Annotated in this window: 26 protein-coding genes; 12 read left to right on the top strand and 14 right to left on the bottom strand. The window is 57.5% G+C overall.

The window, feature by feature from the left end; genetic code table 11:
* Nucleotides 1–368: 368 nt before the first annotated feature.
* Nucleotides 369–2,516 carry a DNA recombination protein RmuC gene (locus ACZ9IM_RS21815; protein ID WP_476224922.1) on the top strand — a complete coding sequence of 716 codons (2,148 nt, stop codon included), beginning with the start codon at nucleotides 369–371 and terminating at the stop codon, nucleotides 2,514–2,516.
* Between the two features lie 996 nt (nucleotides 2,517–3,512).
* Nucleotides 3,513–4,430, top strand: coding sequence for a hypothetical protein (locus ACZ9IM_RS21810; RefSeq protein ID WP_476224921.1), 918 nt, complete (start codon nucleotides 3,513–3,515; stop codon nucleotides 4,428–4,430).
* Nucleotides 4,431–4,483: 53 nt separating this feature from the next.
* Here ACZ9IM_RS21810 and mcrC read toward each other — a convergent pair whose 3' ends face one another.
* Both mcrC and ACZ9IM_RS21800 read right to left on the bottom strand, forming a co-directional pair.
* Nucleotides 4,484–5,677 carry a 5-methylcytosine-specific restriction endonuclease system specificity protein McrC gene (gene mcrC, locus ACZ9IM_RS21805; protein ID WP_476224920.1) on the bottom strand — a complete coding sequence of 398 codons (1,194 nt, stop codon included), beginning with the start codon at nucleotides 5,675–5,677 and terminating at the stop codon, nucleotides 4,484–4,486.
* Complete coding sequence (locus ACZ9IM_RS21800) at nucleotides 5,610–7,844, bottom strand: McrB family protein (protein ID WP_476224919.1); 2,235 nt, start codon at nucleotides 7,842–7,844, stop codon at nucleotides 5,610–5,612. Before ACZ9IM_RS21800 ends, mcrC begins: the two co-directional genes overlap by 68 nt.
* Before the next feature lie 430 nt (nucleotides 7,845–8,274).
* Between ACZ9IM_RS21800 and ACZ9IM_RS21795 the strand changes: the two genes are divergently transcribed.
* The 7 genes from ACZ9IM_RS21795 (at nucleotide 8,275) to ACZ9IM_RS21765 (ending at nucleotide 15,460) form a co-directional block, all read left to right on the top strand.
* Nucleotides 8,275–8,514, top strand: coding sequence for a type II toxin-antitoxin system RelB/DinJ family antitoxin (locus ACZ9IM_RS21795; protein ID WP_054616768.1), 240 nt, complete (start codon nucleotides 8,275–8,277; stop codon nucleotides 8,512–8,514).
* Nucleotides 8,504–8,824, top strand: a complete 321-nt coding sequence (locus ACZ9IM_RS21790) for a type II toxin-antitoxin system RelE family toxin (protein WP_427625877.1) — start codon at nucleotides 8,504–8,506, stop codon at nucleotides 8,822–8,824. Before ACZ9IM_RS21795 ends, ACZ9IM_RS21790 begins: the two co-directional genes overlap by 11 nt.
* Nucleotides 8,825–8,903: 79 nt before the next feature.
* Nucleotides 8,904–10,049 carry a Fic family protein gene (locus tag ACZ9IM_RS21785; protein WP_476224917.1) on the top strand — a complete coding sequence of 382 codons (1,146 nt, stop codon included), beginning with the start codon at nucleotides 8,904–8,906 and terminating at the stop codon, nucleotides 10,047–10,049.
* Between the two features lie 260 nt (nucleotides 10,050–10,309).
* Nucleotides 10,310–10,552, top strand: coding sequence for an exodeoxyribonuclease VII small subunit (locus ACZ9IM_RS21780; RefSeq protein ID WP_007894317.1), 243 nt, complete (start codon nucleotides 10,310–10,312; stop codon nucleotides 10,550–10,552).
* A complete protein-coding gene (ispA, locus tag ACZ9IM_RS21775) occupies nucleotides 10,549–11,436 on the top strand; it encodes a (2E,6E)-farnesyl diphosphate synthase (RefSeq protein WP_476224916.1) in 888 nt (295 codons plus the stop codon). Before ACZ9IM_RS21780 ends, ispA begins: the two co-directional genes overlap by 4 nt.
* Before the next feature lie 91 nt (nucleotides 11,437–11,527).
* On the top strand, nucleotides 11,528–13,426 hold the full coding sequence (gene dxs / locus ACZ9IM_RS21770) for a 1-deoxy-D-xylulose-5-phosphate synthase (protein ID WP_476224915.1): 1,899 nt from the start codon (nucleotides 11,528–11,530) through the stop codon (nucleotides 13,424–13,426).
* Nucleotides 13,427–13,576: 150 nt separating this feature from the next.
* Entirely contained in the window at nucleotides 13,577–15,460 is a 1,884-nt protein-coding gene (locus ACZ9IM_RS21765) for a TonB-dependent receptor domain-containing protein (RefSeq protein ID WP_476224914.1), read from the top strand.
* A 104-nt stretch (nucleotides 15,461–15,564) separates the two neighbouring features.
* Here the strand turns inward: ACZ9IM_RS21765 and ACZ9IM_RS21760 are convergent, their stop codons facing one another.
* The 12 genes from ACZ9IM_RS21760 to nrdR form a co-directional block, all read right to left on the bottom strand.
* The gene (locus ACZ9IM_RS21760) at nucleotides 15,565–16,401 is read right to left on the bottom strand and encodes a cobalamin-binding protein (RefSeq protein ID WP_476224913.1); all 837 of its coding nucleotides are present in this window, start codon (nucleotides 16,399–16,401) and stop codon (nucleotides 15,565–15,567) included.
* Nucleotides 16,401–16,820: an MFS transporter gene (locus ACZ9IM_RS21755; protein WP_427625872.1), complete on the bottom strand. Its 420-nt coding sequence runs from the start codon at nucleotides 16,818–16,820 to the stop codon at nucleotides 16,401–16,403. Before ACZ9IM_RS21755 ends, ACZ9IM_RS21760 begins: the two co-directional genes overlap by 1 nt.
* Nucleotides 16,817–17,434, bottom strand: a complete 618-nt coding sequence (ribA, locus tag ACZ9IM_RS21750) for a GTP cyclohydrolase II (protein ID WP_007906827.1) — start codon at nucleotides 17,432–17,434, stop codon at nucleotides 16,817–16,819. Before ribA ends, ACZ9IM_RS21755 begins: the two co-directional genes overlap by 4 nt.
* Nucleotides 17,435–17,686: 252 nt before the next feature.
* A complete protein-coding gene (locus ACZ9IM_RS21745) occupies nucleotides 17,687–18,400 on the bottom strand; it encodes a substrate-binding periplasmic protein (RefSeq protein ID WP_476224912.1) in 714 nt (237 codons plus the stop codon).
* 47 nt (nucleotides 18,401–18,447) lie between these two features.
* Nucleotides 18,448–18,951, bottom strand: a complete 504-nt coding sequence (locus ACZ9IM_RS21740) for a phosphatidylglycerophosphatase A family protein (RefSeq protein ID WP_008073949.1) — start codon at nucleotides 18,949–18,951, stop codon at nucleotides 18,448–18,450.
* The gene (thiL, locus tag ACZ9IM_RS21735) at nucleotides 18,948–19,913 is read right to left on the bottom strand and encodes a thiamine-phosphate kinase (RefSeq protein WP_476224911.1); all 966 of its coding nucleotides are present in this window, start codon (nucleotides 19,911–19,913) and stop codon (nucleotides 18,948–18,950) included. Before thiL ends, ACZ9IM_RS21740 begins: the two co-directional genes overlap by 4 nt.
* Before the next feature lie 18 nt (nucleotides 19,914–19,931).
* Nucleotides 19,932–20,432, bottom strand: coding sequence for a transcription antitermination factor NusB (nusB, locus tag ACZ9IM_RS21730; RefSeq protein ID WP_007906833.1), 501 nt, complete (start codon nucleotides 20,430–20,432; stop codon nucleotides 19,932–19,934).
* On the bottom strand, nucleotides 20,429–20,905 hold the full coding sequence (ribH, locus tag ACZ9IM_RS21725; protein ID WP_003228649.1) for a 6,7-dimethyl-8-ribityllumazine synthase: 477 nt from the start codon (nucleotides 20,903–20,905) through the stop codon (nucleotides 20,429–20,431). Before ribH ends, nusB begins: the two co-directional genes overlap by 4 nt.
* A 91-nt stretch (nucleotides 20,906–20,996) precedes the next feature.
* The gene (gene ribBA / locus ACZ9IM_RS21720) at nucleotides 20,997–22,088 is read right to left on the bottom strand and encodes a bifunctional 3,4-dihydroxy-2-butanone-4-phosphate synthase/GTP cyclohydrolase II (RefSeq protein WP_427625868.1); all 1,092 of its coding nucleotides are present in this window, start codon (nucleotides 22,086–22,088) and stop codon (nucleotides 20,997–20,999) included.
* Between the two features lie 31 nt (nucleotides 22,089–22,119).
* Nucleotides 22,120–22,797 carry a riboflavin synthase gene (locus ACZ9IM_RS21715; RefSeq protein ID WP_123720561.1) on the bottom strand — a complete coding sequence of 226 codons (678 nt, stop codon included), beginning with the start codon at nucleotides 22,795–22,797 and terminating at the stop codon, nucleotides 22,120–22,122.
* A 47-nt stretch (nucleotides 22,798–22,844) separates the two neighbouring features.
* The gene (gene ribD, locus ACZ9IM_RS21710) at nucleotides 22,845–23,978 is read right to left on the bottom strand and encodes a bifunctional diaminohydroxyphosphoribosylaminopyrimidine deaminase/5-amino-6-(5-phosphoribosylamino)uracil reductase RibD (protein WP_427625867.1); all 1,134 of its coding nucleotides are present in this window, start codon (nucleotides 23,976–23,978) and stop codon (nucleotides 22,845–22,847) included.
* Complete coding sequence (gene nrdR / locus ACZ9IM_RS21705) at nucleotides 23,975–24,439, bottom strand: transcriptional regulator NrdR (protein WP_007906838.1); 465 nt, start codon at nucleotides 24,437–24,439, stop codon at nucleotides 23,975–23,977. Before nrdR ends, ribD begins: the two co-directional genes overlap by 4 nt.
* A 117-nt stretch (nucleotides 24,440–24,556) precedes the next feature.
* Between nrdR and ACZ9IM_RS21700 the strand changes: the two genes are divergently transcribed.
* The 3 genes from ACZ9IM_RS21700 to trxA all read left to right on the top strand — a co-directional run bounded on the left by ACZ9IM_RS21700 (nucleotide 24,557) and on the right by trxA (nucleotide 26,744).
* Nucleotides 24,557–25,021, top strand: a complete 465-nt coding sequence (locus tag ACZ9IM_RS21700; RefSeq protein ID WP_218398882.1) for a YbaY family lipoprotein — start codon at nucleotides 24,557–24,559, stop codon at nucleotides 25,019–25,021.
* Nucleotides 25,018–25,674 (top strand): class I SAM-dependent methyltransferase, encoded by a 657-nt coding sequence (locus tag ACZ9IM_RS21695; protein ID WP_476224910.1) that lies wholly within the window; start codon nucleotides 25,018–25,020, stop codon nucleotides 25,672–25,674. Before ACZ9IM_RS21700 ends, ACZ9IM_RS21695 begins: the two co-directional genes overlap by 4 nt.
* Nucleotides 25,675–25,871: 197 nt before the next feature.
* The gene (gene trxA, locus ACZ9IM_RS21690; RefSeq protein WP_007906841.1) at nucleotides 25,872–26,744 is read left to right on the top strand and encodes a thioredoxin; all 873 of its coding nucleotides are present in this window, start codon (nucleotides 25,872–25,874) and stop codon (nucleotides 26,742–26,744) included.
* Nucleotide 26,745 lies beyond the last annotated feature (1 nt).

Genomic DNA, 26,745 nt, shown 5'->3' with positions numbered 1-26,745 from the left:
AGCCCTCGCGCAATAAGCGGTAAAGCTATAAGTGATCGGAAATTAACGCCTCCTACATTGAATCCTTCTCAAGTGCAGATGAGCCTCATTGCATAGTGATCCACTGGAAATGGCCAAGGGGAGTGATGCCCTTACCTCGCTTACGCAAACAACAATATGTCGTTAATCACGAAAAGAGTCGCCAGATGTACAGGTCGACGTATCAATCAGAATCGATCTCGCCGTCGTCGGAATTTTGAGAAAAAGAGGCCAAATAAAGGACTATTTGCTCGTCCTATCTTATTGACCGTCTATGCTTCAGACGCGCAATGCCATCATCTAGATATCAGTGCTTTTTAACCGGAAACTCCTCTCGAAAGGATTTCACGATGCCTCAGGACCTCATCACACTCTCGATTTTTTTTGCCCTCAGTCTCGCGTTTCTTATAATCGGCTATTGGGTTGGAAGCCGCTTTTTCGCTAGCAAAGCGGCTCAGCTAACCGCCGAGTTGCACAGCAAAGCACAAACCGATCAACAGCAATTGTCGAGTGACCTGGCTCTGGCCAAACAACGTGAAAATCAATTGGTCAATGAGCTTTCGGAGCAACAGGCTCAGCATCAAGAATTGCGCAATGCGTTGGACGAGATGCGTAATATTGAGAAAATCCTGGCTACACAGGTGAGCGCCTCACAAGAAAAGCTGATTGCAGAGCAGGCGCGGACACAGGACAAAATCGCTCAAATTATTACTAATACCAAGAAAATCGAAGAGCATTCGGCGCAGATCCGCGAACAGCAAAATGAGAACACTTCCCTACGGGAACAACTTGGGCAGAGCCTGGAGCAAGGCAAACAGCTGACCGAACTCAAAATTTCCAGCGAGGCTCTGCACCTTCGTTTCGAAAAAGCTCAGGAGCAGTTGAAGGCACAAAGCGAGCAATTGGGACAAAGCGCGGAGCAATCGCTACAGCTGGCCGAGTTCAAAAGTCTGAACGCGGAGCTGAATCAACGGTTGGAAAATATTAGTGAAGAGTCCGAGAAACAGCGTGAGCAGCTAGGGCAGAGCCTAGAGCAGGGCAAACAGTTGACTGAACTCAAAACTGCCAATGAGGCTCTGCACCTTCGTTTCGAAAAAGCCCAGGAGCAGTTGAGGACTCAAAGCGAGCAGTTGGGCCAAAGCGCGGAGCAATCGCTGCAGCTGACTGAGGTCAAGAGTCTGAACGCGGAGCTGAATCAACGGTTGGAAAATATAAGTGAAGAGTCCAAGAAACAGCGTGAGCAGCTCGGGCAAGCCGTAGAACAAAAACAGAATCTAGACGATACGCGAGTAAAAGTGCTTAGCCTGGAAAGCGAACTGCGTAACCTGCGCAATACGCTGAGCGAAGCACAAGCAGACGTCGCGCAACTCAACACCGGCCGACAGAAAGACCAACAGGCGGCAGATGAAAAGCTCCAGTTACTGCAAGAGAACAAGGAGCAACTCAAACAGGAGTTTCAAAACCTCGCAAACCATATTTTTGAAACTAAGCAGCAAAGCTTTTCAGAGCAAAGTCGCCAAGGGCTCAACGCCTTGCTGAAACCTTTCAAGGATCAGCTGGAGTCTTTTCGGCAGCGGGTCGATCAAGTGCACACCGATACAGTGCAGGGCCAAAGTTCAATGAAGAGCGAACTAGGCAAGCTGATGGAGCTGAATGCGCAGATCACCACCGAGGCGTCAAACCTCACTAAGGCGCTAAAAGGTGACAAAAAGCTGCAGGGGACGTGGGGCGAGCAGAAGGTTGAAATGCTGCTTGAGCAAGCAGGTTTGCGCAAAGGCTTCGAGTACCAACGAGAAGCCAACTTCAAGAATGACGATGCTGAAAATAATCGACCAGATTTTGTCATTCAATTACCGGAAGGCAAGCACATCATCATCGACAGCAAGATGTCCTTGGTGGCCTATACAGACTATGTGTCAGCAGAGACCGATGAGGGACGTGCCACCGCACTGGTTGCACATGTACTCGCACTGAAAACTCACATTAGCAGCCTCGCCGGTAAGAAATACCCGGAATTGACCGGGATGAACTCACCTGATTTCGTGTTCTTGTTCATGCCCGTGGAACCTGCGTATCTGGTCGCCGCCGAACACAGTCCATCCGTTTTTCAGTCGGCCTATGAGCAACGGATAGCAATTGTCACCGCAACCACACTGTTGCCAGTACTGCGTGTCGTTTCAAACCTCTGGAGCATTCAGCGACAGAATCAAAGTACCTTTGAACTCGCCCAGCAGGCCTCCAAGGTTTACAACAAATTGCGGGTGTTTGTGGAGAAAATGGAAAGGCTGGGCAACCAGCTCTCAACCGTACAGAAGACGTACACAGAAAGTATGACCACTCTGAGTGGTGAACACGGCAGCCTGACCAAAACAGTCGACAAGTTCGTCGATTTGGGCGTTAAGGTAATTAAACGCCTGCCTGCATCCATGACGATCAACGATGACGACGAACATAGCGAGGCAGAATTGGTACCTATCGAAGAAGCTGCAAATGAGTGAGAGGTTCAAACCTTGACGCCCCTCGCATGGTGAACGAAAACAAAGGGCAATATCCGCGAGTAGCGGACCGTGAATTTATCACGGTCCGCATATCTAAAGCATTGCGTGTCGCCACTGCGACATTTTCAAACGACCTGCCTACCAGCAAGCATTCCCCTTCATTTACTCTTGGCCCTCCAGGCATATTCTTACCGGGGAAATCCCGAAAAAACCTGTAATAAAAACCAAAAAAACCAGGAAACAAAATGAGGGAACAACACCCAAAAACCCACACATTTTTTCTTTTGTTTTCAATTGATTATTTCGATTAAAAGCTAACCACAAGTACAACCCAAGCGACTGATCATGGATGAGTTCGCGTTCTATAAAGGGCTACAACGATACCCGCCAGGTTGATCGGTAAATCACTACTCAACTATTCCATTTCGATGCCTAGGATCTGCTGCCGTAATTCTGTTCGTAAAGCAGAAATGGCGGACATGTTAAGTATGGCATCCGAAAAATCGCGACCAGGCGATTTGACATTCAAGTAAAATCATCTATCACTTAAGGCACGGTGCGATTTTAACTCAGCGGGGTACTTTGTGCAGATCCGTTCACGCCCCACGAAGGAACGTCGTAACGCCTCATATAAAATTTTAGCTGTCGCATCCATCGTATTGTTAGCTTCTTGCGTCTCGAGCTGTAGTGTCATCAACGTCTATGAAGGTAGCACTCGCGTCCAGCAGCGTTTTGGATTACCTATCTTCACCATTAACACCTCACCGCTCGATGAGGCCGTTTACATTGAAAGCTTTGGGATTGGGGTAGTGACAAGCCCCACAGGTGTTTCCCTGGGCTATGCTAGGGAAACCTATCTCGCAATATCTAAGGATAAGTGTGCCGCCGTTTTTATAAACCCTACACGTGACGCCACAAAAGAGCTTTTGGTAACTCTCGATACCGCGAAAGTGGAACTTAACAACATTTGCACCTTCCCCCTACAGGGAGTTCAGAATGAATAAATGCTTGCTCGCCATCACCTTTCTGATCAGTGGGTGTGCTCCATTGCAACAAGCTCCGCTGGTCTACACCTCGAAACAAGTTCTGGGGATCGATATCTCGGCTCCTACCACCGAGTCAACCGGCGTCACCTTCAACTTGGGTTTTAAAAATGTGGATGCGGCCTACGTTCCGGTTGCCGTTTCCAAGAAGGAAGGCTCTGCAGATGACACGAAACTAAAGGAAATCTATGCCACCTATGGCAGGGGCCATCAGAACAGCGCTGAAGACCAAAAGCGGCAAGCCGAGCAAAAAATGAAGATAGAACAATTGACTAAAACGTTGGAAAGCCGAGATGAAGCCATTGCAAAACTGAAGACATTGGATGCTCAGGTGGAAAGCTATAACAAATCAGTCGAAACGCTTAGCTCAGCTCCCAAAGCTCAGGCTTCCGTGATAAAGAAAGCCCTGACCGACGATATCATAGAGCTTAAGAGCACCCAGATACTGCCCCAAACCATTCAGGAAAAACTCGATAAAAAAGAACCTTTGAGTAGCAATGAAGTAAAAGTTGCTGTCGAGCCGCTGAAAGAAAAAATCACACGTTTGGACGACAAAGTGGACGAAGACAGAAGAGCGCTTGAGAAAACCTTTGATATTAGTCAGCGCGATGCCATGTCCGTATTCGGCAGCTTTGCCTCAAATGTTGACAACGGCCAAAGCACCGGACTCTCGCAAAATTTAGGCAAAATGTTTTCCACCGGTGTCGCTGCCCAAAATCTGACCCAAGGTATCCATACAAGAGGTGTGATCGAGCAATGCATCGCGCTCGTGAACCTTGCGAAAGATGAGACACAAAAAAAATCCGTGATCGATATGTGTATTAACCAAGCAAGCAACTCGGACAGTCTAAAAACCGCTGCATCTAACTGAGCCCCCCCGGCTAGGTAGGCTCAGCAGAAGCTGAGTCCTCCCATACCGAAAAATCAAGCTGTGCAACGTGGATCCGGTTTTATCATCCTCAGCAGTTGCTCACGAATGTCTCTACTGCTCGCAGCAAGATCCACCGTCGCAAAGCGGATGTAGTGTCTCTGTATGACAACACTTTCATCGACTGTTTCACCTATGGCAGGGTGCAACAGCAATCCACTGGCGCTCTGTGCGAGGATGTCCGAGTCAGCGACCTGTGAGCGAAGGTACGCGTAAATCTGATAGAGGTAACCGCTACGCAGAGTCTCGTCTCGGTAATTACTTTTCGTGTAGATGGACGTGAACTTGGTATCGATCACCATCCGCTGCCCCAAATCCAAGTTTTCAAGAATCATATCAACGGTCATCTGCGGGAAGACCGAATTTAGACCAGGAGTACGATCGCTGGAAAACCATTTTAATTTCACACCAGGCCGTACGATCCACCCATCCGTCAGCGCCACACGATAAAAACCTACCACTGCCTTCTCGAACAGGCGACGCACCCAGACCTCATCCCGTTCAGGCTGCTGCACAAAATGCTTGCCCTCAGACTCATTGGGCAATGCCATGTCGTAGGCCAGTTTCGCAGCAGAAACCATCAGGCGCTCCGCCGAATCGTGCGCGCCAAATCGATCAAGGTCGATCTGTGAGCGATTCACCCCCTGATCAGATACCCCCATCTCGGTCATGCGCTGCGCGAGTTGACGACAGCGTCTACCAACGGGGTGCTGATACAGCAGCCCGGATACCTTTTCCAGGGCCACGCGTACGAAGCGATTACGCGAAGTGTCCAGTGTCAGCTCGTCGAACCGGCAGGCTATCTGACCGCGCATCAGCAACTGCCTGCGCTCGGTGGTCAGAACGTCAATTCGCCCGCGAACTCGGTTGAGGATTTTTTCGCTATGCTGATAACCAAGCCCTAGGTGCCGTCGCATACGAGCTTCGACGGCATTGGCCAGGATCTCGCCAACCAAGCGAGGCAACTCATCCGGCATGGTTTCACTCGCAGTCCTGGCTTGGCCGAGTGTCCGGTAAAGATCCGAGGCATACAGCATCAGAAGCCAAAGATTTCTGACCGGGATACGGCCGACAGTTCTCTCGAAGGCTTGCGGCGCCCCCCCTTGCGTCAAGTCAGTCATATCACCAACCCGACAAAAGATTTGCCACCGCCTCTTTTGCTCTGGCAGGTGTATCCGCCCAATACTCATCAAGCAACGGAGAAATTTCGGTTTCGACCACTCGAATGAACCAGTCTCGCGTAGTGCCCTCTTCAAGCAAATTGCTCGGCGTTACGTAGCTATGGCCGATCTGAAATTGCTGACCGAGCCTATCATCCTCTGCAATTTTGGCATTGAGCTGAGCCATTCGCTGTTCGATGTCCTGCGCCAGTCGTGCATCGACACCAGCCTGTTCGGTCACCCACTTGCGCCAGCGATTACCCAACCTCGGGGTCAACCCGATGAACGCGAATCTACGCCGCAGAGCCAGGTCGACCAGAGCCAGTGATCGATCCGCTATGTTCATGGTACCAATGACATGGAGGTTTTCAGGAATATGCACGGAGGTTCGATTGCCGTCGGAGTCTGGATAGCTCAACTCCAGCGCTTCGCTCGGAGTGCGTTTACCCGCCTCCAACAAAGTCAGAAGTTCACCAAATATTTGCGCCGGATTACCCCGATTAATCTCCTCGATAACGACTACAAAAGTCGAATCGGGAGTTTTCAGCGCGGCTTTGATTGCCTCCATGAAAACACCCTCAGCCAAGGCAAGACCGCCCTGACCGTTAGGACGCCAACCTCTTACGAAGTCTTCATAGGACAGGTTCGGATGGAACTGCACCGAGCGGATTTTCTTGATGTCTCGTGCGCCAATCAATGCGAAAGCCAGCCGCTTGGCCAGCCACGTCTTACCTGTACCGGGCGGGCCTTGAAGAATGAGATTCTTCTTCTCACGCAAACGAATGAGCATGCTTTCCAGCTCGACGTACTCCAAGAAGCAACCTTCTATGAGTATGTCGTCCAAGGTATAGGCCGGTATAGCCGAATACACGACGATCGTTTCTTCGACACCACCTACCTCCAACGCTTCATCCGCGCTTAATTCTTCTTGGAGCTCTTCGTCGTTATCCAGAATTACTTCAGGCTCAAAGCTCCACGCTTGAAGCGACAACTCTGGGAAAGAGTGGGCAGGATATGAGGGCTCCTGAAATCGAGGTTCAAGGATATCTACCACCTGGAGGTAATCCGAAGCGTTACAACGTTTACTCGGGCCATTCGTGTTGATGGCAATGGCCAGCGTGTTCCTGATGAACTTCCTGGAGAGCTCATCGAGACTGAGTAGGGCCCAGGGCCTGGCCCAGTAAAGTCCCATTGTCAGGTTCCAGGCGACACCTAGACGCCCATTGCTGTTCTCGAAGGCTTTAGCAAAAGCCGCTCGCGCCACCTCTCCCCGATCTCCTTCACTGTCGGCGTAGACGATTGCAGCCGCAAAAGTATCCCACAGGGAATCGACATGATCAGCATCGCGTTTATTCTCCGGAGGGAAGAACCAGGACTTCAGGTTGTGCAGCACCGGCACACCTTCAAAAGATTTGGGCACCGACTGATCTACACCCAGAAATTTCGCTATCTCAGCCGCGATGGTTTGACGGTTTATCTCCGTGGTTTGCCGGTTGAACGCCCCCATTACGGTGAACGGACAAATATCCCGTACAAAGCCGCGCTCGCCATTCGGATAGGTATCAGCGTCAAGGTAACCAAGTGCTGCCACTCGGGTTGATATCTCCTGCAGTCCTGCCACCAAGGCTTTTCGATTGTGTCGGTACTCAAGCAGTCCATCTGCAATAGCCATGTAGAAACGGGTCCAGGCAAACTTTTCGAGACCTGCCCCTTGGCTTCCGAAGCGCGCTCTCCAATATGGGGCGTTGCAAAAGCGCTGAATGTCTTGAGGTGCATCGTCGAACGTTAGGGCAATCAGCCCATCGTTCTTCCAGTCGCCAGGCACTACACGCCAGATGGTGCCCCGATGGGTGTAAAAATACCATTTACGTCCTGGCTGAAGCGGCGTCCAATTAACACTGACTTGCTTTCCGTCATTGCGATTTCCGGTGATGACACCGATCGCCTTGATCGCCATAACCGAAACTCGATTACCTCGATTATCGAACGGCAAGTCGTGTAACTGGGTATAGGACGATTTGATTGCAATGCGCTCGCCGACTTGCATGCTCCGGACAAGGTCCAGGTGCTTGTCGTTGTAGCCATTTTCCCAGATCCCTTCGCTCAGAAATCGTTGCGTCTGGTCATCCGTTTTTCCATAGGCTGCACCGACGAACCAAACGGGCTGAGCAGAGGTTCCTTTGTATGTATTAGTCATGTAAATCCCTTTAATCGCTGCGGGGGAGTTGATGCCACCGAGGTATTGACAATTGTGGCTGAGTATCCCTCGTTGGGTAGCAAAATGGCAGTATCGACTCAGTTTTTTGAAGACGCACCAGGAAAGTTCGACCACTCAATTTGAACAACAAAAAACTCAGGAAACCCGGTTCAAAAAAAGCCGGTCTTTGCCGGAAAAAAATCAGGAAAAAACGCCAAAAAGTGGGGGAACAAATGGGGGAACTGAAGGTTATATAAAAACCATAACTTATTGATTTTCAAATACCTACAACGATAAAAAGCTAACCACAAGCCGGCTTTTTAATGTCTGGAAGAAAGCGTACCTGTCATCTGAAACCCTGGATCAGGGGTTGTCGGGCCAGGGACACAATTGCTACCGTAACGACAAACGTCATTACAGGTATATCACCATGGCTTCCATCAACATCCGTATAGACGATGACCTGAAGCAGCGCTCATTTGCCGAATTGGAAAAGCTCGGGGTAACGCCTTCCGAGCTCCTGCGCCAAACCCTTCAATATGTCGCCGAGCGCGGTAAATTGCCTTTCAAAGCTGCATTACTTAGTGAAGAGGATGAAGCACTCATCGCAGTGGTCACCGAACGTCTCGCCGCACCTCAGCGAGTCAAGGTCAGTCTGGATGACCTATAGCCTCGAATTTGATCGTCGCGCGTTGAAAGAGTGGAACAAACTGGGCGACACGTTGCGCCAGCAGTTCAAAAAGAAGCTCGCTGAGGTTTTGGAGAACCCTCGCGTCGAAGCCAACCGACTTCGTAATTTGCCAGATTGCTACAAGCTAAAGCTCCGCAGCGCCGGCTATCGCCTGATCTATCAGGTTCTGGATCAAGAGGTCGTGGTGTTTGTGGTTGCAATTGGAAAGCGCGAGCGTGAAGCCGCTTACCAAGATGCGCAGGAGCGAATTGGTCAGCAGCCTGCTGACTCGGAAGTAGCTAGACGATGAGCCGAATAGGCGTCATATTCGGCTCACCATATGAGCCGAATAGCGTCATTATTCGGCACAATCATTTCGAGAGCAGTTCATGGCACCTCACTGGATCTGGCAGCATCCTGATTGGCCGAACTTTCAATGGCAAGCCGAGCGTTTGGCGCCACTGTTACGCGACTGCGTTCAGGCGCAAGGTCGGTTGATGGGCATGGCCAGTTCGGTAGGCCGCTCGTTGAGCGCGCAAAGCGAACTGGATGCGCTGTTGCAGAACATCGTGACCTCGTCGGCGATTGAGGGCGAACAGCTGAATATCGGCTCGGTTCGTTCGTCATTGGCGCGACGATTGGGGCTGGAACAGGTCGCGGGCGATAAAATCAGCCAGCGCAGCGAAGGCCTTGCGCAATTGATGCTCGACGCGACCCGGCATTTCGCTGAACCACTGACATTGGTTCGATTGCTGGATTGGCATAAATGGCTGTTTCCTGAGCAAGACACGGATCTCGCCGCCCGATCGATCCATGTCGGAGCCTTGCGCGGCGACGAGCCGATGCAAGTGGTGTCCGGGCGCCTCGACAGACCGACCGTTCACTTCGAAGCGCCGCCTCGCCTTGGTCTTGAACGACAACTCGAAACCTTCCTGGCCTGGTTTGAAGCCAGCCGAAATCAGGTCGGCCTCGACCCTTTGCTGCGGGCCGGCGTCGCGCATTTCTGGTTTGTGACGTTGCATCCTTTCGACGATGGCAACGGTCGCCTGACGCGAACGATCACTGATCTGGCCCTGGCTCAGGATGAGGCTCAGGCCATCCGTTTCTACGCCATGTCGGCGAGCATTCTGGATGATCGTTCTGGCTATTACCGAGTGCTGGAAACCAGCCAGAAAGCCACGCTGGATATCACCGAGTGGCTGGAGTGGTTTCTTCAGACTTTGCTGCGTAGCTTGCAGCAGGCCATGACGCGGATTGAGTCGGTACTGGGCAAGACGCGTCTCTGGCAGGCACATCGGGAATCCGGACTGTCGACCGAGCAGACCAAAGTACTGAATCGCTTGCTCGATGGCGGGGAACGAGGTTTCGATAATGGCATCAGCGCCGCTCAATACCAGGCAGTGGCAAAGGTTTCCAAAGCCACCGCAACCCGTCATCTGGCCGAACTGCTGGAAAAGGGCTGCCTGAAACGCCTGCCCGGCGGCGGGCGCAGTACTCGATATCAAATCAGCTATCCCGATGACTCAACAGATTAATCATGATCGATACCGCACTGTGGCGAGGGGGCTTGCCCCCGTTCGGCTGCGTAGCAGTCGCACATTGCTGAATGCGGTGTGCCTGAAGAAACACGCCGTCTGGTTCAGGGGTCGCTTCGCAACCCAACGGGGGCAAGCCCCCTCGCCACAGGGCCGCATTGACTCCCAAAAACCATTGTCCGAAACGCCCCGCTCATTTGCCCATAACCCCTATGTCTGCTAGTGTCGCGCCGGTTTAACGTCAACCGGAAATAGCCGCCATGGCCCGCAAAAAAGCTGCACTGGATTTCGAACAATCCCTCGCCGACCTGCAAACGCTGGTGGAGCGTCTGGAGAACGGCGAATTGTCGCTGGAAGACTCGCTGACCGCTTTCGAGCAGGGCATCGGGCTGACCCGCGATTGCCAGGCGGCGCTGGCTCAGGCCGAGCAGAAGGTTCAAGTGCTGCTCGAGCGTGATGGTGAGCTGGCCGAGGAACCCTTCGACGCGGATCAGCCAGAATGATTGCGGCGTATTCGGCGACCAGCCAGGCTCGCGTCAACGCGGCACTGGAAACCCTGTTCAACCCGCCGAGCCCCGAGCTCGCACGCCTCTACGAAGCCATGCGCTACAGCGTGATGAACGGCGGCAAACGCGTGCGTCCGTTGCTGGCCTACGCCGCGTGTGAGGCGTTGGGCGGCAAGGCCGAGCAAGCCAATGGCGCGGCCTGCGCGGTGGAGCTGATCCACGCCTATTCGCTGGTGCACGATGATTTGCCGGCCATGGACGACGATGATCTGCGTCGCGGCCAGCCGACTACGCATAAAAAATTCGATGAAGCCTGCGCAATCCTCGCCGGTGACGGTTTGCAGAGCCTGGCCTTCAGCGCCCTGCTCGACCCTCGCCTGAGCAGTTGCGACGCCGAAACCCGCCTGCTGATGGTCAGCGCCCTGGCGTTGGCGGCGGGCCCGGCGGGCATGGTCGGCGGGCAAGCCATCGATCTCGGTTCGGTGGGTCTGAAGCTCGATCAAAAAGCCCTTGAATACATGCACCGGCACAAGACCGGCGCGTTGATTGAAGTCAGCGTCAAGCTCGGTGCCCTGGCCAGCGGTCATGCCGCGAAGGACGAACTGAAGTCCCTGCAGAGTTATGCACAGGCCATTGGCCTGGCATTTCAGGTCCAGGACGACATTCTCGACGTTGAAAGTGACACCGAAACCCTCGGCAAACGCCAGGGCGCCGATATCGCCCGGGACAAGCCGACCTACCCGGCCCTGCTCGGTCTCGACGCGGCCAAGGCCTATGCCCTGGAACTGCGCGACCAGGCCCTGCACGCGCTGCGACCGTTTGACGCGGCGGCCGAGCCATTGCGCGATCTGGCCCGGTACATCGTCGATCGCCGCAGCTGACGGCGTATCCGCCAAAAAAAACCAACGCGTGGGCAGGGGGCGATGCATCAGGTAAACTGCCGCATCTTTTATACCTATAACGATTCGCCTGATGCCCACGACGTTTCATGAGATTCCCCGCAAGCGCCCGACCACGCCCCTGCTCGACCGTGCCAACACGCCGGACGGCCTGCGCCGGTTAGGCGAAGCCGAGCTGGAAACCCTGGCTGATGAGTTGCGCCTGGAATTGCTCTACACGGTCGGTCAGACCGGCGGGCATTTCGGTGCTGGCCTGGGCGTCATCGAGCTGACCATCGCGTTGCATTACGTCTTCGACACCCCGGATGACCGGTTGGTGTGGGACGTGGGTCATCAGGCCTATCCGCACAAAATCCTCACCGGCCGTCGCGAGCGCATGAGCACCCTGCGCCAGAAGGACGGCGTTGCCGCCTTCCCGCGTCGCTCCGAGAGCGAGTACGACACCTTTGGCGTCGGCCACTCCAGCACATCGATCAGCGCAGCGCTGGGCATGGCGATTGCCGCCCGCCTGCAACACAGTGATCGCAAGGCGATCGCGGTGATCGGCGACGGCGCACTGACCGCCGGCATGGCCTTCGAGGCGCTGAACCACGCGCCGGAAGTGGACGCCAACATGCTGGTGATCCTCAACGACAACGACATGTCGATTTCGCGCAACGTCGGCGGGCTGTCGAACTATCTGGCGAAAATCCTTTCCAGCCGCACTTACGCGAGCATGCGCGAAGGCAGTAAAAAGGTCCTGTCGCGCCTGCCCGGCGCCTGGGAAATCGCCCGTCGTACCGAAGAATACGCCAAAGGCATGCTGGTTCCCGGCACGCTGTTCGAAGAGTTGGGCTGGAACTACATCGGCCCGATCGATGGCCACGACCTGCCGACCCTGATCGCCACCCTGCGCAACATGCGCGATCTGAAAGGCCCGCAATTCCTGCACGTGGTCACCAAAAAAGGCAAAGGCTTCGCTCCGGCGGAAGTCGACCCGATCGGTTACCACGCCATCACCAAACTCGAACCTGTGGATGCTCCGGCCGCCGCGCCGAAGAAAGCCGGCGGGCCGAAGTACTCCGGTGTGTTCGGTGAATGGCTCTGCGACATGGCCGCGGTCGATCCGCGCTTGGTCGGGATTACCCCGGCGATGAAGGAAGGCTCCGACCTGGTGGCCTTCAGCGAGCGCTTCCCGGAGCGCTATTTCGACGTCGCGATTGCCGAGCAACACGCCGTGACCCTCGCCGCCGGCATGGCCTGCGAAGGCGCAAAACCGGTGGTGGCGATCTATTCGACCTTCCTGCAACGCGGCTACGACCAGCTTGTGCATGATGTGGCGGTGCAAAACCTCGACGTGCTGTTCGCCATCGACCGTGCTGGTCTGGTGGGCGAAGACGGCCCGACGCACGCGGGTAGCTTCGACCTGTCGTTCCTGCGTTGCATCCCCGGCATGCTGGTGATGACCCCGAGCGACGAAAACGAACTGCGCAAAATGCTCAGCACCGGCCACCTGTACAACGGCCCGGCGGCGGTGCGTTATCCGCGCGGCACCGGCCCGAATGCGCCGATCGCGAAAGACCTCGAACCGATTGAAATCGGCAAGGGTGTCGTGCGCCGTCAGGGCAACAAAGTCGCCCTGCTGGTGTTCGGCGTGCAACTGGCCGAGGCACTGAAAGTCGCCGAGAAACTGGATGCGACCGTGGTCGACATGCGCTTCGTCAAACCGCTCGACGAAGCACTGGTTCGCGAAATCGCCGGCAGTCACGAACTGCTGGTGACCGTCGAAGAGAACGCCATCATGGGCGGTGCCGGTGGCGCGGTCAGCGAGTTTCTCGCCCGCGAAAACATCCTCAAGTCGGTGCTGCACCTGGGCTTGCCGGATGCCTATGTGGAACACGCCAAGCCTGCGCAAATGCTGGCTGAATGCGGACTGGATGAGGTTGGGATCGAAGAAGCGGTGCGTCAGCGCCTGCAGCTGCTGAACTTGTAAACCCGATCCCCTGTAGGAGCTGCCGAAGGCTGCGATCTTTTGATCCTGATCTTCGGCGGCTCCAAACCTGAAAAAACAGAATCAAAAGATCGCAGCCTTCGGCAGCTCCTACGGGGGTTGCGTCGTATCTGAATTCACCTCGGATCATCCATGAAACTCTCCCCTTTTGCCCTGACGCTGACGCTTCTGCCGGCCGGCCAACTCTTGGCCGACACCTTCGAACGCGACCAGGCCCTGAAACTGCCCGACGTGCTGATCAGCGCCAACCGTCAGGTCGAAGCGCGTAACGACAGCAGCGCCGCCAACACGGTGTTCACCCGCGACGATATCGACCGTCTGCAACCGAGCAGTGTCACTGACCTACTGCGTCGGGTGCCGGGCGTACAGGTCGGGCAAACTGGCGGGCGCGGCAGTCTGCCGGGGGTTTACATTCGTGGTACCAAGTCGGCGCAAAGTCTGGTGCTGGTCGACGGCCAACGCATCGGCAACTCGACCTCCGGCGACAGCAACCTGCAACACATCAACATCGAACAGGTCGAGCGCGTGGAAGTGCTGCGTGGTTCGCGTTCAGTGATTTACGGCAGCGATGCGATTGGCGGGGTGATCCAGATCTTCACCCGCCGTGGTGGCGAACAGGGCTTGCAACCCCGCATGCACGTGGGGGTTGGCAGCAATCAGACCTGGGAACGCAGCCTTGGATTGTCTGGCGGCGACGCGCAGACCCGCTTCAATCTCGGTGCCAGCCTCGATGAAACGGCAGGCATCAATCGCACTCACCAGTCTTATCCCAGTGATGGCGATCACGATGAATACCGCAATAAGTCGGTCAGCTTAAGCCTGAGTCACGCCCTCACAGATGACATCGAAGTCGGCGCCAATCTGCTGGATAACCAGGGCAAAAGCGCATTCGACAATCCGTTCGGCCGCTTCGACATGAACACCTTTGAATCGGTCCAGCAACAGCCCTACAGCGAGTTCTCTGTGAGCAGCGTCAGCAGTTATGTCGACGCGAGGATCAATGACCGGTGGAAAACCCGCGTCGAGTTCGGCCATAGCGAAAACCGTGAGAAGACGCTCGACAAGCTCAGCGACGAGCGCAGCGTGTTCAACACCTACCGCGATTCGGTGAACTGGCAGAACGACCTGACCCTGGATGAACGCAACAGCCTGATCCTCGGCGGCGACTGGTACGAAGACCGAATCAACAGCAACACAGCGTTCGACGAAGACAGCCGCTGGAACCGTGCAGCGTTTATCCAGCATCGCTATCAAGCCGACAGCTTTTCTACCGAACTGGGCCTGCGTCGCGACCAGAATCAGCAGTTCGGCAGCCAGAACAGCTGGAGCGGCACCTTCACCCTGCCGCTGAACCCGGACAACGATGTACTGTTGACCTACAGCGAAGGCTTCCGCGCACCGACCTTCAACGACCTGTACTACCCGGATTTCAGCAATCCGGATTTGAAACCCGAAACCTCGAAAAGTTATGAGCTGCAATGGCGCAGTCAGCTGACAGAAACCAGTCGCCTGGAAGCTTCGCTGTACCGCACCGATCTGCAAGACGCGATTATTTTCGGCAGCAACAACCGCCCGGCGAACGTCGCCTCGGCGCGGATCAACGCTTTCGAAGCGGCCTTGAAACAAGAGCTGTTCGGCTGGCAGAGCAACCTCGGCGTGGCGATCATCGACCCACGGGATCGCGACAGCGGCCACACCCTCGCCCGTCGTGCACGGCGGACTTTGAGCCTGGACCTGGATCGGCAGTTCGACCGGCTCGGCCTCGGTGCCAGTTGGCAAGCGGTGAGCAGCAGTTATGACGACGAGAACAACCAGCAGCCGTTAGGCGGGTATGCCTTGTTGGGGTTGCGCAGCAGTTGGGCGCTGAATCGCGAGATCAAGCTGGAAATGAAGGTCGATAACCTGCTGGACAAGGGTTACAGCCGGGCGTTGTACAGCCATGACGGCAGTCAGTATGGGTATCGCGAAGAAGGCCGGGCGTGGATGTTCGGGGTGACCTGGACGCCTGAGCGCTAAAAGCCGACTCGGTCATTTGTGGCGAGGGGGCTTGCCCCCGTTGGGCTGCGAAGCTGCCCCAGATTCAGCAACCGCGTTTTATCAGACACACCGCACCAACCGAATTACGGCTGCTGCGCAGCCGAACGGGGGCAAGCCCCCTCGCCACAGGGCGCGATTAGCTGGCACAACTTGGCAGTCGCTTCGATCATCTGCCCACTCGGCCGCTCCAGGCCTTTGTCCGTCACCAGCAGCAATTGCCCCCGCGTCACCGCCGTTACCTGAGGCCAGCTCTTCCACGCATCGAGTTGCGCCTGATCACTGGCCAGAATCACCTCGGGATTGCGCTGCAACACCGCCTCCACACTGACCTGCGGTGCAGGCTGCGTCAGGTCGGCAAACACATTGCGCGCCCCGCACACCGCTAGAGCATCGCTGATGATCTGCCCGCCGCCCACGGTGTACAGCGGCCGATCCCAGACTTGATAAAACACCCGTAACGGTTCATCCCTTCGATAACGCTGGCGCAGGGAATCGAGTCGTTGACGCAGATTTTCGGCCAATGAAACGCCACGCTCCGGTCTTCCGAGCTGCGTAGCGATCACTTCAATCTGGGCGGCAAGTTGTTCGAGGTTGTGGGGTTCGGCGACATAGGTGGGAATGTTCAGCCGTTTGAGCTGCTCACGCTGCGCCGGCCCCACACTGCCCGGCCACAACAGCAATAGATCGGGTTTGAGGCTGAGCAGTCGCTCCATGTCCAACTGACCGTAGTTGCCAACAGAAGGAATGTCTTTGAGTTCAGCGGGACGTTCGCCAGCATCCAGCACACCGACCAGAAGGTCAGCCGAGTTCAGCTCAACGACAATCTCAGAAAGCGACGGCGCCAGGCTGACGACCCGTTCAACCGCAGCCGCCGAACCGCTGACAGCCAGCAGCGACACTGCCAGCCAGATACTGCGCATCAGCCGAGTTGACGCGGGATACGGTAGAGGTAGAACAGCACTGTGGTCGACAGCGCCAGCAGCACCAATGGAACAGCTTCAAGCCCGACGAATACCGCCAGCGCACCGATCCAGGCGGGCAGGCCGGCCGCCAGAAACGCGGTGCGGCGTTTCGCGGCCAGGGCGATCCAGGCGTCGGGTTCATCAGGGGTATCGAGGGCTTTCTGGGTGGCGATCAGCGCGTGTTTGTAGCCGCCGAAGAACTTCAGGCTGACAAACATCGAGGCCACACCGGCGATGAACAACGGCATGGCCAGCACCGGCAGAATCGCCTCGCCCTGGCCGAATACGCCGTTGATCACGAACAGCGGCACCAAGGCCAGCGCCAGGTATTGCCACCAATTGACGGACAGTCGCCGCCGTACCTGACCGCGGGTCACGCCCGGTCAACCTCGCCCTGATGCTCGTTGCCCATCATATGGTCGAGCTTGCTCGCCTTGGTCGCCAGATAGAGTTTGTTGTGCGGGTTGTGCCCGGTGTGCAACGGCACGCGCTCGGCAACCACGATGCCCATGTCGGTCAAGGCTTTGACCTTGCGTGGGTTGTTGGTCATCAGACGCAGGGACTTCACACCCAGGTGCTCCAGCATCGGCAGGCACATGGCGTAGTCGCGCTGGTCGGCGGCAAAACCCAGACGCTCGTTGGCTTCAACGGTGTCGGCGCCGCCGTCCTGCAATTCATAGGCGCGGATCTTGTTCAGCAGGCCAATGCCGCGACCTTCCTGACGCAAGTAGAGCAACACGCCACGGCCTTCACGGGCGATTGCCTGCAGGGCTGCCTCGAGTTGCGAACCGCAGTCGCAGCGCTGGCTGAACAAGGCATCGCCGGTCAGGCATTCGGAGTGCAACCGGCCGAGTACCGGAGCACCGTCGGCAAATTCACCCAGGCTTAGTACTACGTGCTCGCGCCCGTTCTCTTCATCGAGAAAGCCATGCATGGTGAATTGCGCAAAAGGCGTTGGCAGCTTGGAAGCGGCGACAAAAACGACAGGCACCGGTGTGCTCCTGATCTATAGGTACTGAAGATTCGCAGAGGCGGCATTGTAACAGCACGTTCCTACAGACGCTTAGGCTGAATTATGGGGCATAACGATCAAAAAGTTTGATATCGAATCCCCCTGCCCCTCTGTGGGAGCGAGCCTGCTCGCGATAGCTGATTGTCAGTCACATCTGTGTTAGCTGACAGTCCGCCATCGCGAGCAGGCTCGCTCCCACAGGGAAGTCCTCTCCGGCCGCATGATCCGTGCTCAGTTCGAGTCAAACGGATAGGGTTGCTTCCAGCGTTCGAAAATCGGTTTCAGCTGGCCGTTTTTGACCAACACTTCCATGCGCTGATCGAACAGCGCCATCAACGTGCGAGCCCGAGGTGTATTGGCGAAGCACAGGTAAAGCGGCAATTCCGCGATATGCGTGCGGCGAAACTGCGACGTGTCCGTGACTCGGCTAAGGACGTAATCGACTTCGGTCAGTGCATCGATGTAATAGTCGGCGCGATTGTGGGTCAGCATGGACGCAATTCCCGTCCGCCGCACGACTTCGTTATAGCGCTGCACATTGGGTAGATAAGCCTGATATTTGTAGCCGCGTACCCAAGCCAATCGGTAGCGGCCCAAGGTATCCAGGGTCGGCGCCGGATTGCTGGCCAAGCCCAAGGCGTAGATGTGGTCGGAATCGAAATTCCATCGTGGATAAAGCAGGTCGCTCGCCTCCTCCCGATAAGAACCGACACAAGCGTCCACTTCCCCACGCTGGGCCAAGCCCATGGCGCGTGTATACGGTTCGATTCGAATATCCAGTTTGACGCCCGCCGGCTCGAACACTTCGCGCAACACGTCCCAGCCCAAACCATGGCCATCGGCGGCGGTAAAGTCTTCCCAGGCTTCGCTGGCCAGGTGAATCACGGACGGCGTCGTCGGCGCATCCCCCGCCTGGGCGAACGAGCAAAATAGCGCGAAAGCCATCAGCAGCAACCCGCGTCGCGCTATCCCCGGTTCTCTCACTTGGCGCCTCAGACGAAAAACCACACCAGCCCTTGCATCGCCAGCCACGCAAATACGCCTGCCAGCACGTCGTCGAGCATGATCCCGACCCCACCGTGCACATGCCGGTCGATCCAGTGAATCGGCCAGGGCTTGAGGATGTCGAAGAAGCGGAACATCAGGAACCCCGCCAGCAACCAATACCAGCCTTCCGGCACCAGCCACAGGGTAATCCACATCCCGACCATTTCGTCCCAGACGATGCCTTCATGGTCGTGTACGCGCAAATCATCGGCGACCTTGCCGCACAGCCAGAAGCCGAACAGCATGGTGATGCCGAGCATCAGCCAATAACCCCAATCGGGCAGCATCTGCCACAACGGAATGAAGGGTAACGCCACTAACGAACCCCAGGTGCCCGGCGCTTTTGGCAGGGTGCCCGAGCCGAAGCCGAACGCCAGGAAATGCCAAGGATTGCGCCAGACCGACGGCGGTACGAACTCCGCCGGGACCTGTTTGGGATGATCTGTCACGGTGTCTCCCGAAAATGTTGATAGCCCCGGATTGATGGGGTGATGTCGTGTCCGTCGGCGTCCAGCAGTGTCACGCCCTGCCCCGCCACCACCCGCCCAAGCACATGGATCGGCCAGCCGTCCGCCAGCAATGATGGCAACTCGGCGGGCGGCAAGGTGAAGGCCAGCACGTAATCGTCACCGCCGCTCAGGGCGGCTTGCTCAGCGCCGGACTGACCGAGGAAGGCCAGCAGCGACTTCGACAACGGCAGCTTACTGCGCTCCACCTGAACCCCGACTTTCGACGCCAGGGCAATATGCCCACAGTCGGCGAGCAGCCCGTCGGAGATATCCAGCGCCGCAGTGGCTCTGCCGCGCAACGCCATGCCCAGACCAAGCTGCGGTTGCGGCGACCAGTAATGGGCACGCAACGGATCAGCAATGGCCGGCTCAGCCATCCGTTGGCCGAGCACCAGCGGCAATGCGCCCGCGCCGTTACCCAACTCTCCGCCCACGCAGAGCAAATCGCCCGGTTGAGCGCCACTGCGGGTCAACGCCAGACCGGTCGGCACCCGACCGAACACGGTCATGGTCAGGCTCAACGGCCCGCGGGTGGTATCGCCACCCACCAGCGCAACACCGCAATTTTGCGCCATGAGGTTCAAACCACGGGCGAAGGCTTCCAGCCAATCGGTGGTCACCGTCGGCAAGGTCAGGGCAAGGGTAAAGGCAATGGGAGCGGCACCCATGGCGGCCAGATCACTGACAGCCACAGCCAGCGAGCGCTGACCGAGCAGAAACGGGTCGCAGGGGTCTGCGAAATGCACACCGGCCACGAGCGTGTCGGTGGAAATGGCCAACTGTTCCCCGGGAGGAACAGCCAGCAAGGCGCAGTCATCGCCAACCCCAAGGGCAACGCCTTCGCCGCCCTGCGCACAAGGCGCGGCGGCGAAGAAATTGCGGATCAGCTCAAACTCACCCATAGCGATTGCAAGCGCCAATCAGCGCTTGAACGCCTTCACTTCAGCTTCACGCAGACGCGGGGCCAGCTTGTCGAGCACACCGTTGACGAACTTGTGGCCGTCGGTGGAACCGAAGACTTTCGCCAGTTCGATACCTTCGTTGATCACAACGCGGTACGGCACATCAACGCGCTCGAGCAGCTCCCAGGTGGACAGGCGCAGCACCGCCAGTTCAACCGGGTCCAGCTCTTCGATGGTGATGTCCAGGCATGGCGCCAGTGCGGCGTCGATCCGGTCCTTCTGAGCCGGAACCCCATGCAGGATTTCACGGAAGTAGGCGCCGTCGACATCGCTGAAATCGTTATCGACCCGAAACTGCGCTTCGATCTCGTTCAGCGACTGCTTGGCCATGTGCCATTGGTACAGCGCCTGAGTCGCGAGCTGACGGGCTTCGCGACGCTTGACGCTTTTCGATGGCTTGCCGGCATCCGCAGGCTTTGGATCGCGCGGGTTGAAACGATCACTTTCGTCGCTAATCACTTGGCCTCCAACTGCGCCAGCAGGCTGACCATTTCCAGAGCGGACAGGGCAGCTTCAGCACCTTTGTTACCGGCCTTGGTGCCGGAACGTTCGATGGCTTGTTCGATGGAATCAACGGTCAGTACGCCGAAAGCGACCGGTACGCCGAATTCCATGGACACCTGGGCCAGGCCCTTGGTGCATTCGCCCGCCACGTATTCGAAGTGCGGAGTACCGCCACGAATGACTGCGCCCAGGGCGATGATTGCCGCGAACTCGCCCTTCTGAGCGACTTTTTGCGCAACCAGCGGGATTTCGAAGGCGCCAGGCGCACGGATGATGGTGATGTCGCTTTCGCTCACGCCATGGCGAACCAGGGCATCAACTGCACCGCTGACCAGGCTTTCAACGACGAAGCTGTTGAAACGGCCCACTACCAAAGCGTAGCGGCCTTTAGGGGCGATGAAGGTACCTTCGATGGTCTTCAGGGTCATTCGTTAGATCTCTTAAAGAGCCGGGACGCGTTTTCTACGCGTCCCTCAGTGATGTGTTAACCGCGAATACAGGCCCGCAAATTGCCGGTCATTATTCGGAGGGCACGTATTCTACAACTTCCAGATCGAAACCGGATATCGCATTAAATTTCATCGGCGCACTCATCAGGCGCATTTTGCGCACGCCAAGGTCTCGAAGGATCTGCGAACCGGCACCGACGATGCTGTAGGTGGTCGGTTTTTTCACCGCGTTGTGGTCGGCGGTTTCGCGGATATGCGCCAGCAACACGTCGCCATCGAGCGGGTGACCGAGCAACAGCACCACGCCACTGCCAGCCTCGGCAACCGCAGCCATGGCGGCGCGCAGGCTCCAGCGGCCTGGTTGCTTGACCATCAACAGGTCACGCAGCGGGTCCATGTTGTGTACCCGGACCAGCGTCGGCTCTTCAGCGCACACGGTGCCCAGGGTCAGGGCCATGTGCACATCGCCTTCTACCGAATCACGATAGGTCACCAGGTTGAACTGGCCCAATTCGCTGTCCAGCGGCTGCTCGGCAATCCGCTGAACGGTACGTTCGTGGATCATCCGGTAGTGAATCAGGTCGGCGATGGTGCCGATCTTGATGTTGTGTTCAGCGGCAAAGGCTTCGAGTTCGGCGCGACGGGACATGGTGCCGTCGTCGTTCATCACTTCGCAGATCACACCGCTCGGCTCGAAACCGGCCATGCGCGCCAGGTCGCAGGCGGCTTCAGTGTGACCGGCGCGGGCCAGCGTGCCGCCGGCCTGGGCCATCAGCGGGAAGATGTGGCCGGGGCTGACGATGTCTTCAGCCTTGGCGTCTTTGGCGGCAGCGGCTTGCACGGTGCGCGCACGGTCGGCCGCGGAGATACCGGTGGTCACACCTTCGGCGGCTTCGATGGACACGGTGAACTTGGTACCGAAACCGGAACCGTTGCGTGGCGCCATCAACGGCAGCTTGAGCAGTTCGCAGCGCTCGCGGCTCATCGGCATGCAGATCAGGCCACGGGCGTGCTTGGCCATGAAGTTGATGTGTTCAGGCTGGCAGCACTCGGCGGCCATGATCAGGTCGCCTTCGTTCTCGCGGTCTTCGTCATCCATGAGGATGACCATCTTGCCTTGGCGGATGTCTTCAACCAGTTCTTCGATGCTATTGAGCGCCACAAGGCACCCCCCTTCTTTCGAAATTTGAGCTTCAGGATTTGAGGTAGCCGTTGGCGGCCAGAAAGCTTTCGGTGATGTTACTGGACGGCCTTTGCGAAGAGTCAGACTCTGCGGCTTTATCGCCTAAAAGAAGGCGTTCCAGATAACGTGCCAGCAAGTCGACTTCCAGATTCACCCGGCGACCCGGCTGGTACGACGCCATGATGGTTTCGCTCAGGGTATGCGGAATGATGGTCAGCAAGAACTCGGCGCCATCGACTGCGTTCACGGTCAGGCTGGTGCCGTCGACGGTGATCGAGCCTTTATGGGCGATGTACTTGGCCAGGTCTTTCGGGGCACGGATGCGGAACTCCACAGCGCGAGCATTCTCGGTACGGGCAACCACTTCGCCCACGCCATCGACGTGACCGCTGACCAGATGCCCACCCAGACGCGTGGTCGGGGTCAGGGCTTTTTCCAGGTTCACCGGGCTGCCGCTTTTGAGGTCATTCATGGCGGTGCAGTCGAGGGTTTCGCGACTGACGTCCGCTGCAAAGCCATTGCCCGGCAATTCAACCGCGGTCAGGCACACGCCATTGACGGCAATGCTGTCGCCCAGCTTTACGTCGCTCAGGTCGAGCTTGCCGGTTTCTACGTAAACCCGCACATCTCCGCCTTTTGGGGTCAATGCACGAATACTGCCGATGGATTCGATGATGCCGGTAAACATGGAGTCCTCCTCGAGAACAGAGCCAGCGCTAGAGCAATGGCCAGGAATTATACGCTCGCCGATGGCACAGGGATGGCAGTGACTCGCCAGTCATCGCCAACCGCACGGATTTCGGTGATTTTGAGCTCGGGCGCGTCTTTCATCTGCGCCAGTGGCCAGTCCAGTAAGGGTCGGGCCGAGGAGCCGAGAAACTTGCCGGCGATGAAGATCTGGAATTCGTCCACCAGCCCGAGCTGGGCAAATGCGCCAGCCAATCGTGGGCCGGCCTCGACCAGCACGTCATTGACGCCACGATTGGCGAGTTCGACCAGCAACTGATGCAGATCGACCTGGCCATCATCGCCCGGCACGATCAGGCATTCCGGGCCGTTAGCGTACTGTTCTTCCACCGCGACACACGTGGCGACCAGTGCCGGACCCGCCTTGAAGAACGGTGCGTTCAGCGGCACTCGCAGGCGACCGTCGATCAGCACGCGCAGTGGCGGACGGCTCATGGCCAACGCGGTCTGTTCAGCGTCCAGCCCCAATTCGTCGGCACGCACGGTCAAGCGCGCGTTGTCCGTCAGTACCGTGTCGGCGCCAGTCAGCACCACGCTGGCCTCGGCGCGCAAACGCTGTACCGCCGAACGCGCCGCCGGCCCGGTGATCCACTGGCTCTCGCCGCTTTCCATCGCTGTGCGGCCGTCGAGGCTCATCGCCAACTTGACCCGCACGAACGGCAAACCATGTTCCATGCGTTTGAGGAAGCCTTGATTGAGCTTGCGCGCCTCGCCTTCCAGCACACCGCTTTCAGTGGCGATACCGGCCTGGGCCAGGCGCTGCAGACCGCGACCGGCGACTTCCGGGTTCGGGTCCTGCATCGCCGCAACGACGCGCGCCACACCGGCATTCACCAATGCATCCGCGCAGGGTGGTGTACGGCCGTGATGGCTGCAAGGTTCAAGCGTCACGTAAGCCGTGGCGCCCCGCGCCTTGTCGCCAGCGGCGCGCAGGGCGTGGACTTCGGCGTGGGGCTCACCGGTGCGCACATGCCAGCCTTCGCCGACAATCTGCCCGTCACGCACCACCACGCAGCCAACCCGGGGGTTGGGATGCGTCGTGTAATGACCTTTGCGCGCCAGTTCCAGGGCCCGGGCCATGTAATGCGCGTCGAGGATGGCTTGTTCGGGGGAGGTGGTCATTCTTTCACCGGCTCACGGGCGAGGCGATCGATCTCTTCGCGGAACTCGTTGAGGTCCTGGAAGCGTCGGTACACCGAAGCGAAGCGGATATAGGCGACTTCATCAAGCTTCTTCAGCTCGGCCATCACCAGTTCGCCGACCACGAGGGATTTGACCTCGCGTTCGCCGGTGGCGCGCAGCTTGTGTTTGATGTGCACCAGCGACGATTCGAGGCGCTCGACACTCACCGGGCGCTTCTCCAGCGCCCGTTGCATGCCGGCACGGAGTTTTTCTTCGTCGAACGGCTGGCGACTGCCGTCGGTTTTGATCAGGCGCGGCAACACCAGTTCAGCGGTTTCGAACGTCGTGAAACGTTCGCCGCAGGCCAGGCATTCACGCCGGCGGCGCACCTGTTCGCCCTCGGCGACCAGACGCGAGTCGATGACCTTGGTGTCGTTGGCACCGCAGAAGGGACAGTGCATGGTGGCAGGCAACAAAAAATGGGAGGGCCATGGTAGCGCATCCCCGTGGCAAGACAAGCCATAGGGTTTGCGGTATACAGACTGGCTGTCTATGGATTTCACTTGCTGGAGCCGCCAATGTCTTTACGACCACTCATTTTGCTCAGTCTTTTCAGCCTGTTGGTGGCCTGTGGCAGCGATGCGCCCAAGCCCCAGCCGCCAACGCCCGGCCCTGCACCGCAACAGGCGCAGAAGAAAGCCAAGGCGTCGACCGAACTCGGCCCCCTGCCGGCTTATCAACGTGAATTGAGCGGCACCCTGCAGGGCGTGCCGGCCGGTGCCGAAGTCGAACTGGCGTTGCTGGTGATCGACGAAAAGGATCGTCCACAACTATTGCTCGCCAGTTCCAGCCTGATCGGCACCAATCAAGTGTTGCCGTTTCGCCTGCGTTTCAACCCCGAGTCCTTTCCGGCCGGTGCCCGCGTCGAGCTTCGCGGCCGCGCCAGCCAGTCCGGGCAGTTGATTCTGCATCTGCCGGCGCAAATGATCACACAGCCAACCACCCAGGCATTGGGTCAGCTGCAATTCGTCAAAGCGCCATGATTGCACCGCTCGACCTGCAACAGGCGTTGAGTGAACTGCTTGGGGATGCACAGCTTATTGCTTGTGAATTACCAGGCACCGAACTGAAACTGTGGCTGATCGATGGCGACAATATGGATCGCGCCTTCAGCCCGGAAGAAACCCGGCGCATTCTTCACGAACCGCCGTATTGGAGTTTTTGCTGGGCCAGTGGGCTGGCCGTGGCTCGCTATCTCGCCGAGCACCCGCAATGGGTCGAAGGTAAACGGGTGCTGGATTTCGGCGCCGGCTCAGGGGTCGCCGCGATTGCGGCGGTGAAAGCCGGGGCACTGGAAGTGGTGGCCTGTGACCTGGACCCGTTGGCGATTGCCGCGTGTCGGGCGAACGCCGAACTCAATGGCGTGCAGCTCAGCTACTCGACGGACTTTTTCACCGAGGCCGATCGGTTCGATCTGATTCTGGTGGCCGACGTGTTGTACGACCGGGCAAACCTGCCGTTGCTCGACGAGTTTCTCAGCCGTGGCCGGGAAGCGTTGGTGGCGGATTCGCGCGTGAGGGATTTTCGCCACCCGTTGTATCAGCGCATTGAAATGCTGGAGGCAATGACCTTGCCGGATCTGGCCGAACCCGAAGAGTTTCGGCATGTGAGCCTTTACCACGCGCGGCGATTCTAAAGGCTTCGCGAGCAAGCCCGCTCCCACACTTGATTTGTATCGATCACAAATCCCCGGTTCGCCGCAGATCCAATGTGGGAGCGGGCTTGCTCGCGAAGGCGTCCCGTCGGGCAGCACACCTCTCAATGGCACACCGCTTCCGGCCACCCCCCACCAAGCCGTATAGTTGACCCATCCACGCTTTTACGAGATAGCCCATGAGTCAGGAAACGCCGTACATTTTCGACGCCACGACTGCCGATTTCGACCAGTCGGTGATCGAGAACTCTTTTCACAAACCGGTGCTGGTGGATTTCTGGGCCGAATGGTGTGCGCCGTGCAAGGCCTTGATGCCGATGCTGCAAACCATCGCCGAGAGCTATCAGGGCGAGTTGCTGCTGGCCAAGGTTAACTGCGACATCGAGCAGGACATTGTTGCGCGCTTCGGCATTCGCAGTCTGCCGACTGTGGTGCTATTCAAGGACGGTCAGCCGGTGGACGGTTTTGCCGGTGCACAACCGGAATCGGCTGTGCGCACGATGCTCGAACCCCACGTGCAAATGCCGCCGCCCGCTGCGGCCGACCCGTTCGAACAGGCTCAGGCGCTGTTCGATGACGGCCGTTACGCCGACGCCGAAGCCACCCTCAAAGTACTGCTGGCTGAAGACAACACTAACGCCAAGGCGCTGATCCTCTACGCCCGCTGCCTGACTGAGCGCGGCGAACTGGGTGAAGCGCAAATCGTGCTCGACGCGGTCAAGACCGATGAGCACAAGGCTGCCCTGGCCGGCGCCAAGGCACAGATCCAGTTCCTCGGTCAGGCCAGGGATTTGCCGGATGCGGCAGACCTGAAAGCACGTCTGGCGAAAAATCCGCAGGACGATGAGGCCGTCTATCAACTGGCGATCCAGCAACTGGCCCGTCAGCAATACGACGCGGCGCTGGATGCCCTACTGAAACTGTTCATCCGCAATCGCAGCTACAGCGAAGGCTTGCCGCACAAGACCTTGCTGCAAGTGTTCGAACTGCTGGGCAACGATCACCCGCTGGTGACCACGTACCGTCGCAAGTTGTTCGCAGCTCTCTATTAAC

This window comes from Pseudomonas sp. TE12508, assembly GCF_056279485.1.
This window is presented reverse-complemented; position numbering and strand designations above follow the sequence as displayed.